Genomic DNA, 11,738 nt, shown 5'->3' with positions numbered 1-11,738 from the left:
TGCTCCGTACCTTCGATATGTCCTGGTGCGCGGCGTTCGGTTCGCAGAGCACCAGGCGACTTCAGAACCTCTGTCACTGTCAGGAGAGAACGATGAGCACCCCGATGGCATCGCGGGACCAGTCCACATTCGAATCAGGCACCGGCCTGTCCCGGCTCACCCAGCGGAGCCGGCGACTGGCCGCCGTTGCCCTCACCGGGGTGCTGGCCCTCAGCGGCTGTGCCGCGGACGATGCCTCCGTCGCAGAATCCCGGGCGGAGGACGACGATGTCGCCCGGCTTGCGCTCGGGACCAAAGCGACCTATCCGGCCATCGATGGTAGCCAGGAGCTGGAAAGTGCACCTGAAGGCTACGAACCTGTGCTCGTCGAACATGTTGCCCGGCACGGGTCTCGTCTGCTGTCGAGCAAGAAGTACGACGATCTGATCACCCAGCTGTGGGAGCTTGCCGATGACGACGATGCTCTGACAGACACCGGTGAGAAGCTCGGGCCGGTCGTCGCCGATATCACCGCTGTCCACGAGGAGACCGGCTACGGCGAACTCAGCGAACTGGGCAGACGTGAGCACGCTGAGATGGCCGAACGCGTCTACCAGCGCATGAACCCGGTCTTCGAGCGAGCCGTCGAGTCAGGTCAGAAGATCTCCGTGGAAACCTCCGGCGTGGACAGAGCAGTCGACAGTGCGACGAGCTTCATCGACTCGTTGGAGGATGCGGACCCGCAGCTGTCATCGGTGGTCGGAGAGCCGCAGGAGAACACGGAGACGCTGTACTTCCACGACACCGATGAGGAGTACAACGCGTATATGGACGGCGACGACACACTTGCAGAAGTGCTCGACGAGGTTGAGAACGATCCGGAGATTCAGAGTACATCGGCTGCCGTGCTGGAGCGCCTGTTCACCCCGGAGTTCATCTCCGAGCTGGATTCCGGCACGATCGACCTTGTCGATCGCGGCGACGGCGACAAACATCTGAACAGCGTCGTCGATGCGGCGATGTACCTCTACGAGCTGCGCGTCATCGCTCCCGGCATGGCCGATGAGCAGGAGATCGACTTCAGCGAGTTCCTCACGGATGAGGATGCGCTGGTGCTGTCGCGGGTGTCAGAGGCCGAGGATTTTTACGAGAAGGGCCCCGGTCTGACCGGACAGGACGCCACGTTCTCGATGGCCGGTGGACTGCTGGCCGACATGCTCGACGCGATTGACGGTGTGGCCACGGGTGAGACCAGACAGGCGGCAGACTTCCGATTCGCCCATGCCGAGGAGATCATCCCGCTGGCCGCACTCATGGAGCTGCCCGGAAGCAGCAGGCAGCAGGAACCCGATTCGCTGTTCTCCTATGAGAACAACGAGTGGCGAGGTTCGCAGATCGCCCCCATGGGAGCCAATATCCAGTGGGACGTCTTCGCGGACAACAGCGATGATGTTCTCGTCCGGATGCTCTACAACGAGGAGCAGACTGCCTTCGGCCTCGACTGCAGACCGATCGACGAGGGCAGCTACTTCTACGAACAGGCCGAGCTGCAGCGCTGTCTGGCCGAGGCGGCCGGCGACGAATAGTGCGATTGCGGGCAGCCGCAAACGCAGCAGCCACCCTGTGGGCGCTCAGCGACGTGTCGCCACGGGGCTGAGTGCCCACAGGGTGGCAGCCAGGATTGTGCCGGTCGGTGCCTCAGTTCTCGCCAAGAAGCCTGTCGAGCTTGTTGTAGCCCTCGACGATGCCGTGCTCCATGCCCGAGGCGACCATGCCGTCACGGGACTCGAGTGAATCGAAGACCGACGTCGCGGTCAGTCGCGTCCGCTCGTCGCCGAGGTCGGTCAGAGTGAGGATCTCGAGGTTGACCGCATCCGGGAAGCCTTCGAAGGTGAAGGTCTGGACGATGCGTTCGTTCTCCCGCACCTCGTGGAACGAGCCGAAGAACGCGTACTCGCCGCGATCATCGGTCGACACGTAGCTCCAGTTTCCGCCCGTACGAGGATTCCATTCGCGGATCGTGTTCGTGATCGTGTCCGGCCCGCACCACTGGACGAAGAGCTCGGGGTCGATATGGGCCCGGAACACCTGATCCGGGGTGGCCGCGAAATCGCGGGTGATCGACACGGTCTGCACCCCCTCGGGGACGTCGAGCTTGAGCGTCGAATAGTCGGCTGCGGTGTCGCTGGTGGTCGTCATGTCATGCTCCTTTGCGTGATTTTCCGTGGGATGAAGTGTCCTCGGACCGCTTCGCCGAGGCGGCGCTCGCGTCCGAGTCGTGCGTTGCCTCGTCCGCGTCCATCTGTGCGAGGACGGCATCGAGACGTTGGTAGCGGTCTTCTGCCTGCTGGCGGTATCTTTCGATCCACTTCGTCATCAGATCGAACACGTTGTCTTCGAGGTGGACCGGTCTCCGCTGGGCTTCACGGGTGCGGGAGACCAGTCCGGAGTCCTCGAGCACCTTGAGATGTTTCGACACGGCCTGCACGCTCATGTCGTAGGGTTCGGCGAGTTCATTCACCGTCGCGTTCGCAACGCTGAGCCGTGCCACCATGTCCCGCCGAGTCGGATCGGCCAGCGCTGCAAAGATCTTGGACAGCTGATCGGTCATGGAGCCCCCGTGCATCGATGTCGAAATCAGTATTCAACCAATTGGTTGAATCAAGGGTACTGCCATCCGGCACACTATTCAACCGTTTCGTTGAATAAGGAATCGGTTGCCGCGGGTTCCCGCTATCACCTGGGCTGATGCGGTCAAGGGTGGGGCCGCCTCGGTGGTCGTCGACTGATTTCGTACCGAAGATTTCCCGCGGGTATTGAACCTTCCGGCGAAGTCTGTCGTATTGTCACAATAGCGGCGAGCCGGAAACGCATCTGCCGGATGTGCGGCCGGGTTCGTCGGCGGTCGTACTGACAAGGATGTCTGGAGAAGATGATGCCCACCCTGCGACAGCAGCTGTTTCGGATCAAACCGGTGCCTCGGCAGAAGGAAGATGTCGAGACCGACCTCAAGCGCACGATCGGACTGTTCTCACTGACGATGGTCGGCGTCGGTTCGACGATCGGCACCGGCATCTTCTTCATCCTCTCCGAATCCGTGCCCGTGGCGGGACCGGCCGTGATCTGGTCGTTCGTCATCGCCGGAGTCGTCGCCGGCCTCGCCGTCATCTGCTACGCCGAGCTCGCCGGGTCCGTCCCCGTCTCCGGGTCCTCCTACTCCTATGCCTATGCGACCCTCGGCGAACTGCCGGCGATGGGCGTGGCCGCCTGTCTGCTCCTCGAATACGGCGTCGCCGGAGCCGCCGTCGCCGTCGGCTGGTCGCAGTACGTCAACCAGCTGCTGTTCAATCTCTTCGGCTTCCAGATCCCGCACGCTCTGGCCTACGCGCCCGAGGAGGGCGGCATCGTCAACCTCCCGGCGATCCTCCTGCTCGCGATGTGCTGCTTCCTGCTGGTCCGCGGCACCGGCGAATCCATCGTCGTCAACGCGATCATGGTGTGCCTGAAGATCGGCGTCCTCATCTTCTTCGTCTGCGTCGGCGTCACCGGTTGGAACACCGACAACTTCTCCGACTTCGCTCCCTTCGGCATCTCGGGGGTCGTCGCCGGGTCCGGACTGATCTTCTTCAGCTACGTCGGTATGGACGCCGTCGCCACGGCCGGAGATGAGACGAAGAACCCGAAGAAGACGATGCCCCGGGCCCTCATCTCGGCTCTCATCATCGTCACCAGCGTCTACGTCCTCGTCGCCGTCGCCGCCCTCTCCGCCCAGCCGTGGGAGAAGTTCGAGGGCCAGACGGCAGGCCTGTCGGCCATCCTCGAGGGCATCGTCGGTTCCCAATGGCCGGGCACCGTCGTCGCCGCCGGTGCAGTGATCTCGATCTTCTCCGTCACTCTCGTGTCGATCTACGGCCAATCGCGGATCCTGTTCACGATGGCCGGCGACGGCATGATGCCCAAGCTCTTCCGTGAGGTCAATCCCCGCACCCTCACCCCGGTCAAGGGCACGATCGTCGTCACCGTCGTCATCGCGATCCTCGCCGGGTTCATCCCGCTCAACTTCCTCGCCGAGATGACCTCGATCGGCACCCTCGTCGCCTTCGTCGTCGTGTCCCTGGCCGTGATCATCCTCCGCGTACGCGAACCCAACCTCGAACGCGGCTTCAAGGTCCCGTTCTATCCCGTGCTGCCGGTGCTCTCGATCATCGGCTGCTTCTGGATCATCTCGAGCCTGCAGCTGATCACCATCGTCGTCTTCGTCATCTGGACCGGACTCATCCTCTGCCTGTACCTCATCTTCGGCCGCAAATCCTCCGTCCTCGGTCGTCAGCTCGCCGAGGCGGGACCCGCCACCTCTGACTCCGCAGGAGGAGACAAATGAGCATCGTTGTCGGCATCGCCCCAGGTCAGGACAATCGCGCGGCGGTCGAGCTCGGCATCGTCCTCGCCCGCACCTACGGTCACCGGATCGTTGCGACCGCGATCAACTCCGCCGCCTTCCCGATGGCGCCCGTGCACTTCGAGGGGCAGTACGAGAAGAAATACCGCAAGATCGCCGAGGCGGCCCTCGACGAGGCGCGTGCGCTCATTCCCGGCGACATCGAGTCCGAGGTCGTCCTCCACACCGCGCGGTCGTCCCGGCGTGGTCTGCTCGAGATGTGTGAGACGGCCGATGCGTACCGGCTCGTCATCGGCCCCTCCGCCGACGGTGAGCCCGGCCGGATCGGTCTCGGCTCGGTGTCGAATGGGCTGCTCCACAGTGCCCGACTGCCGGTGGCGCTGGCTCCGGCGGACTTCCGTGCCCCGGAGGGGGCGCGGCTGGAGCGGATCACGGCCGCGTATTCCGGGTCGACCACCTCGGCGAATCTCATCCTCGGTGCCGCGATGGTCTCCGCGCAGTCGGATGTGCCTTTCCGCATCGCTTCCTTCGCTCCGCGCTCGCGGGTGGTCGCGACCGCCGGGGTCGGCTTCGATATGGAGTCGAGTGTCGTCGACGAGTGGACGAAGGTCGTCCGGCGCGACACCGACAGGATCCTGTGTTCGATCGATCAGCTGGACATCAAGCCTGGTGAGACCGATGTCGTTGTGGGCACCGGCCGGGATTGGGCTGCGGCGCTGACCGCCGTCGAGTGGAAGCATCCGGAGCTGATGATGCTCGGGTCGTCCGGGCTGGGCGCGCTCAAACGGGTGTCTTTGGGCAGCCATGCGATGCGGATCCTGCAGAACTCCCCGGTGCCGATCGTCGTCGTGCCCCGCCGCGCGAAGGCCGACTACATCCGCCAGCAGACCGTCTGAGGGCTGCATCCGTCAGCAGGTCGTGAGGGGTGGTCAGCGGGCCGTCACGAGCTGCGGAGCCTCAAGGTATCCAGCGCCGTCAGTGACACGGCTTCAGTGCCCGCGGCCTCGGAGGTGCCCTTCCGCATCGTCTCCTTTGCGCCTCGGCCGCGCGTAATGTCGGCGGCGGGAATCGGACTCGATGCGGAGTCCGCGTTGTCGACGAGTGGATCGAGGTGGACCGGGAACACACGGAAAAGATCCTGTGCTCGATAAAGCGCCTCAACATCAAGCAGGGCGAGACCGAAGTGGTTGTGGGGACGGGGCCGGACTGATCGACGGCACTGACGGCAGCGGAGTGGAGGCATCCGAAGGTGATGATGCGCGGGCCTTCTGGCGTCGACGCGCTCAAACCTGTGTCTTTGGACAAGCATGCCATGCGGATTCTCCAGCGCTAGCTGGTGCCTGTCATTGTCCTCCCGCGGCGGGCGAATACGAGGTGTACAGCAGTTGCACTGGCTGATCAAAAGCAGCGGAAGCATCGACCAGATCCAGAAACTTGGTGGCCCGATTGCTTTCGACGAGCGGCCAGAGTCGACGGTGATGTTGGAGAGTCGCGTACTGCCGCCTTACCTGAGTATTAGATCCAGTCGGCTTGGCAGTGTTTTCCCCTGATCTTAGCTAGCAGCGTGAAATACGTCCTTAACGTTGCTTAACATGCTCGGCCCGCACTCTAATTGGAGTGTTTCACGTCGCAACGAAGCGACCTCGACGTGCCCGATATGGCAAATGCGAGGACCATGCTTTTTGCGTTCCGGAGCTGAACAAAGGAGCGGATCTGGATGGCTGGGAATGTCGAAGTGTTGTTGGACATCAAGACAACACTGGGCGAGGGGCCCGTATGGGATGCGGAATCGCAACGTCTGCATTGGGTGGACAGTGCAGACGGAAGAATTTTCCGCTCGACTCATATGGGGACCGAGTTGCGTGCGTGGGAGGTCGGCGAGCCGATCGGGTCAATCGCTGTAGGTTCCGATAACACCTACTTTATCGCGGCGCTACAGAGCGGACTGTACCGAATCGATATGGAAAGTGGAAACAAAGAACTTCTCGTAGATCCCGAACCTGATGAACCGCAGAACCGGCTTAATGACGGCAAAGTAGACCGTCAGGGTAGATTTGTATTTGGGTCGATGGACACGCTCGAGGAGGAGCCATCAGGGAAGTTATATTCGTATGATGTGTCCGGCCGGCTTGCTGTGCTGGAAACCGGAGTCATATGTTCGAACGGTCCGTGTTTCAGTCCGGATGGTTCGACTCTCTATTTCTCCGACACTTGGACCGGGGAGATCTGGGCTTACGACTACAACACGGAATGTGGAGAAGTTTCTTCACGACGGAGATTCACGAAGGTCGATACCAGCGGCGGCGGTGCAGCCGATGGAGCCACTGTCGATTCTGAGGGATATGTATGGCAAGCATTGGTCTACAGCGGTACCATCGTTCGGTACTCTCCGGACGGAGCAGTGGATCGGGTAGTTGAAATGCCGGTCCTCAAAACGACAAGTCTTGCTTTCGGCGGACCCGACTTGGACGTTCTCTACGTCACCTCCATGGCCAAGCCACCACTTCCGCGATTCCCCGAAGACGGTCAATTGCGAGGGTCGGTCTTCGCAGTGACAGGTCTGGGAGTCACTGGTATCGCTGAGCCCAGATTCGGAATGTGAGGGTCGTCGAATGAAGACCTCGGTCGGCAACTCATTCCGTTCAATACATAAGTACTCGTGGGTATCTCTTCTCGTCTGTTGGCTGATCTGGGTGATCAACGCTTATGACCGTGAAATCATCTTGCGTCTGGGACCGTCGATCTCGGAATCGCTGAACCTTTCGCCAGATGCGTGGGGAGTAATCGCGTCGCTGATCATGCTTTCGTTAGCTATCCTGCCGATACCCGGCTCTGCACTGAGTGACAAATACGGTGGCGGAGAGAAGCGCGCGAAGTTCCAGGTTCCGATCGTCATCGGGATGGCCGTGTTGTCATTCATCTCTGGGCTAAAGTTCATCAGTCACAACATCGTGTTGTTCTTGGCGTTGAGATTCGGAGTCAATCTCGGCGCGGGTTGGGGTGAACCGGTCGGAGTCAGCAATACCGCGGAATGGTGGCCAAAAGAGAGACGCGGGTTTGCGCTCGGCGCTCACCACACTGGTTACCCGATCGGCTCTCTACTGTCGGGCGTCATGGCGGCGGCTGTGCTGAGTTGGTTCGGGCCTGACGGATGGTCGTACGCGTTCTTCCTTGCCGTATTCATTGCTGTGCCGATCATGCTCTTCTGGGCGAAGTACTCGACAAAAGACAAAATTGTCACGCTCTATCAGGACATTGATGCCAAGGGATTGACACGTCCAGATGCGATAGAGAATCTGCGCGGACACGCCAAAGGTTTGCTCAAGCGGACAGTGATGACTCCGGTAATCACAATCACCGCGGTGACAACCATGCTTACCCAGATCGTGTACATGGGAGTGAACACCGTGTTGCCCCCGTATCTGTACAACGTTGTGGGGCTCTCCCTGGCAGAGTCAGCCGGGCTGAGTGTCGTGTTTGCTCTCACCGGCATTTTCGGGCAGATCATATGGCCGAGCCTGTCTGACCGCATTGGGCGTAAACCCACCATTATCATTTGTGGCGTCTGGATGGCAGTGAGTGTGGCCGCTCTGTACTTCGCAACGACTTCTGTTTTGGTCGTCGTCGTTCAGCTGATCTTCGGCTTGGTCGCTAATGCTGTTTGGCCGATCTATTATGCCGCAGCATCTGATTCTGCGCCCGACGGTGGGACTTCGACCGCGAATGGTGTCATTACGACCGCAATGTTCATCGGTGGAGGTATAGCGCCCGTTCTCATCGGCCGCCTCGTCACGTTCGGAGGTGGTTGGGAAGCTTCTGCGGGGTACGTGTACTGCTTCCTGACGTTGGCGGGGTTCGCACTGCTGGGGGCACTCGTCCAGATTTTTGTTAAACAGCCCCCAAGGTTGCGGGTGTGAGTCTGTTTTCCCTTCCGCGGGTTCGAACGTCGAGCAGATGAAGTCCGCACACCAGGGAGAGCGCTCGACGAGCACATCTGCAGAGAACTTAACGTTGCTTAACGTTATTGTGGGGGAGTCCAATGGCAATGTTCGGTCTGCACAAGGCTGTGGGGAGATTGGGTGTCAACGATGCAAACGGAAAGACATGAAGATGTGTCTCGTTCTCGTGTCTCTGCGGCCCAAGTTGCGCGCGCTTGCGGTGTATCGACAGCAACAGTCAGCTACGTTTTCAACGGCAAATCAGGAGTGTCCCCTGCCGTTCGACGTCAGGTGATCGAAAAAGCCAACGAGCTCGGGTACCGGTCACCTCTTACTTCGGCAATGCACAACCGCTCGCTGACGCGGGTAATTGGATTAATTGTCCCGTCAATGGTCAATTACATGCACATGCATTGGGCGCAGGCGATCATTGAGGCGGCTGCCGAGGAAGGTTTTGATGTATTTGTCTCTACGACGGGAGACGAGCCTGAGCGGTTGGACCAAGTCGCTTCCACCATGTCTGCGCGCAATGTCGATGGAGTCATATCTACTGGTGGGATGCGTCTCGATGCGCGGTCTTATGGGACGCTTAACAGTGCCCGCATTCCCGTGGTCAACCTCTCCCGCAGGGTTGAATATGCTGAAGCGAGCTTTATCGGCATCGACGATGCTTTGGCAGCGCGGGAACTCATGACTCACATTCTCGGACACGGAGTATCGAGGATTGCAACGGTTATCGGCCCGCGGTTCTCTACCGCTTCGGCAGATAGAGAGAAAGCGTTCATTGACACTGCTGCCGAACACGGGATCGTCATTCCGGGGCATTGGAAAGTGAGTACTCGACTGCATCGCAATGGTGGCCGAATTGCTGCCGAGGAGCTCCTCGGCGATACGAAGAACCGACCCGAAGCTATAGTCTGCGGTTCCGACGAGGTGGCTCTGGGGATTATCGAATACTCGGTCCTTAACGGGATCAGCATTCCCGATGACCTCCTGGTTGTTGGTAGTGACGGGCTTGCCCGTTCTCGATCGCCACTGATGGGCATGACAACCATCGTCCAACCAATTGTCGAGATGGCGAAGACGGCGTTTGCTGTCCTGCTTGATCACATCGCCGACCCGGGCTCGCCAGTTCGCGAAGTGATTTGCCAACACCAAATTCACATTGGAACCAGTTGCGGGTGCCATCCCGAATCGTTCAACGCACTGAGTATACGCAGAGATTGAGCCGCTCCAGCGAAATATCGGACCAGCCAATTTCCAAACATAAAGGATAGTCATGTCAGAATCTGCGACGTTGCGGTCGCCAGAAGTGCTTAACAGAGTGATTTTCGCAAGGCTTATGCCGTTGTTGATCGCGGCCTATATATTGGCCTTTCTCGATCGAAGCAACATAGGAATGGCCAAGGAGCGGCTGGAGATTGATTTGGGCATCTCCGCGACTGCTTACGGCATCGGAGCAGGGCTCTTCTTCCTCACCTACGCATTGTGCGAAATCCCGTCGAACATGATCATGCATAAAGTCGGAGCTCGTTGGTGGATCATGCGCATCATGATCACTTGGGGCTTGATCTCAGCAGCGATGATGTTTGTCCAGGGGGAGTGGTCCTTCTACATTCTGCGCATGTTGCTCGGTGTTGCTGAGGCGGGTCTGTTCCCAGGCGTGATGTACTACCTTACGAAGTGGTTCACGGTAAGGGACCGCGCAAAGGCCAACGGCGCATTCCTTTTGGGCGTCTCAATCGCAAATATTATCGGAGCGCCGATCGGCGGAGTGCTTCTGACAATGGACGGCTTCCTGGGCTTACACGGTTGGCAGTGGATGTTCCTCATCGAAGGTGTGCCCGCCTGCTTCCTTGCAGTCCTCGTATGGAAGTTCCTGCCTGACGGGCCGCGGCACGCGAAGTTCCTCACCTCTGCGGAAGCCATAAGGCTGGAGGAAACCATCGCAGCCGAAGAACAAGCTGGAGCGTCAGGAGCATCTAACCATCGCGTCATCGACATCGTCCGTGACCCCCAGATAATCCTGGTGGTCGGTGTCTACTTTGGTCACCAGCTTGCCGTTTACGCCCTCAACTTCTTCTTGCCGTCGATTATCGGCGGCTGGGGCGAGATGGGTTCGATTCAGATTGGACTTTTGACAGCGATTCCGTGGTTGTTCTCGGCTGCTGGGGCGCTGCTCCTGCCTCGTTTCGCCAAGACTGGGAGCACCTCAAAGATGATCGCACTTGGGTCGATGATCGGTATTATCGTCGGCTTCATCATCGGCGCGCTTGGTGGGCCCGTGGTTGGACTCATCGGGTTCTGCTTGGCCGCGTTCAACTTCTTCGCTTTGCAGCCAATCCTCTTCACCTATCCGGCCACGCGGCTCTCCGGTGTCGGACTGGCCGCCGGGCTTGCTCTCGTCAACACGGTTGGTCTGTTCGGCGGATTCCTCGGGCCTTACATTATGGGCTTTATGGAAGATTTCACGGGATCAGGTGTCTCCGGACTATGGCTGATCATCGGAGTCTGCGTAATCGGCGCTTTCCTTATCCCATTCCTCAAGCAAGGGCAGGAATCCAATCTTCAGAGGCCGCAGAACTCTGATCCTGCCCAAACGTCCACGAGTTCGGAGAAATGAAATGGTAAATAGAAGTACGAACCTGCTAGGTATCGAAGGAAAACGCGTCCTGATCACTGCAGGGGCCGCCGGGATCGGCATGGCCATCGCACAGAGGTTTACTGATGCTGGCGCTGAGGTTTGGGTAACTGACATCGCAGAAGACGCAGTCGAAGCGGCCCGCAGTCAGGGATTTCGCGCCACCGTGTCCAACGCTGCAAGCGAAGAACAGGTGGCAGCCCTTGCCGGTGAGGTGTCCGCTGAGTGGGGGACGCTCGACGTATTGGTCAATAACGCGGGCATCGCCGGACCAACTGGTGCGATTGAAACAATCGATTCCCAGGCATGGCTGTCAACGTTTGACGTGAACATCCATAGCCAATTTTACTGCGTTAAGCATTTCCTTCCTTTGTTGCGAACAGGCGTGAAGCCATCCATAGTCAACCTGTCGTCGGCAGCCGGAAGGCTGGGAATGGCGGGACGCAGCCCGTACTCGGCGACGAAGTGGGCGGTAGTCGGGCTGACAAAGACCCTTGCCATCGAACTCGGCGCAGAGAACATCCGTTGCAACGCCATCTGCCCAGGTGCGGTCGGAGGACCACGGATTGAAGCGGTCATCGAATCCAAAGCGGAAATGCTAGGTAAGAGTGTTGAGGAGGTCACGGGCCTCTATACAGGCCAGTCGTCGCTCAACAAACTTGCGGCCCCCAGCGACGTCGGCAATATGGCCGTCTTTTTGGCCTCGGACATGGCCTCACATGTCAACGGTCAAGCCATGGCGGTTGACGGAAACACTGAAAAGCTCTACTGAAATCAAAGG

General features: G+C 59.5%; 10 protein-coding genes. 8 read left to right on the top strand and 2 right to left on the bottom strand.

All coding sequences use genetic code 11. The features are described from left to right. The first annotated feature begins 92 nt into the window (after positions 1-92). Positions 93-1,565 carry a histidine-type phosphatase gene (locus ACSE4D_RS07380; protein WP_436326980.1) on the top strand — a complete coding sequence of 491 codons (1,473 nt, stop codon included), beginning with the start codon at positions 93-95 and terminating at the stop codon, positions 1,563-1,565. A gap of 112 nt (positions 1,566-1,677) precedes the next feature. On the opposite strand, the gene ACSE4D_RS07375 is transcribed toward ACSE4D_RS07380, so the two are convergent. Together ACSE4D_RS07375 and ACSE4D_RS07370 are read right to left on the bottom strand one after the other, a co-directional pair. Continuing rightward, a complete protein-coding gene (locus ACSE4D_RS07375; RefSeq protein WP_436326979.1) occupies positions 1,678-2,178 on the bottom strand; it encodes an SRPBCC family protein in 501 nt (166 codons plus the stop codon). A gap of 1 nt (position 2,179) precedes the next feature. Next, on the bottom strand, positions 2,180-2,590 hold the full coding sequence (locus ACSE4D_RS07370; protein ID WP_436326978.1) for an ArsR/SmtB family transcription factor: 411 nt from the start codon (positions 2,588-2,590) through the stop codon (positions 2,180-2,182). 324 nt (positions 2,591-2,914) lie between these two features. On the opposite strand from ACSE4D_RS07370, the gene ACSE4D_RS07365 reads away from it, so the two are divergent. The 7 genes from ACSE4D_RS07365 (at position 2,915) to ACSE4D_RS07335 (ending at position 11,729) form a co-directional block, all read left to right on the top strand. Further along, positions 2,915-4,360, top strand: coding sequence for an APC family permease (locus ACSE4D_RS07365; RefSeq protein WP_135537840.1), 1,446 nt, complete (start codon positions 2,915-2,917; stop codon positions 4,358-4,360). Beyond that, the gene (locus tag ACSE4D_RS07360) at positions 4,357-5,274 is read left to right on the top strand and encodes a universal stress protein (protein ID WP_436326977.1); all 918 of its coding nucleotides are present in this window, start codon (positions 4,357-4,359) and stop codon (positions 5,272-5,274) included. The genes ACSE4D_RS07365 and ACSE4D_RS07360 overlap by 4 nt, the downstream gene beginning before the upstream one ends. 821 nt (positions 5,275-6,095) lie before the next feature. Next, complete coding sequence (locus ACSE4D_RS07355; RefSeq protein WP_436326976.1) at positions 6,096-6,980, top strand: SMP-30/gluconolactonase/LRE family protein; 885 nt, start codon at positions 6,096-6,098, stop codon at positions 6,978-6,980. Between the two features lie 10 nt (positions 6,981-6,990). After that, on the top strand, positions 6,991-8,295 hold the full coding sequence (locus ACSE4D_RS07350) for an MFS transporter (protein WP_436326975.1): 1,305 nt from the start codon (positions 6,991-6,993) through the stop codon (positions 8,293-8,295). A 171-nt stretch (positions 8,296-8,466) separates the two neighbouring features. Then, entirely contained in the window at positions 8,467-9,543 is a 1,077-nt protein-coding gene (locus ACSE4D_RS07345) for a LacI family DNA-binding transcriptional regulator (RefSeq protein ID WP_436327124.1), read from the top strand. Between the two features lie 52 nt (positions 9,544-9,595). Continuing rightward, a complete protein-coding gene (locus ACSE4D_RS07340) occupies positions 9,596-10,939 on the top strand; it encodes an MFS transporter (protein WP_436326974.1) in 1,344 nt (447 codons plus the stop codon). Position 10,940: 1 nt separating this feature from the next. After that, positions 10,941-11,729 (top strand): SDR family oxidoreductase, encoded by a 789-nt coding sequence (locus tag ACSE4D_RS07335; protein ID WP_436326973.1) that lies wholly within the window; start codon positions 10,941-10,943, stop codon positions 11,727-11,729. Positions 11,730-11,738 lie beyond the last annotated feature (9 nt).

The sequence above is a fragment of the Brevibacterium sp. FAM 27836 genome (assembly GCF_051351055.1).
Lineage (GTDB): Bacteria > Actinomycetota > Actinomycetes > Actinomycetales > Brevibacteriaceae > Brevibacterium.
The sequence above is the reverse complement of the archived record's forward strand: the minus strand, read 5'-3'. Positions and strand labels throughout refer to the sequence as shown.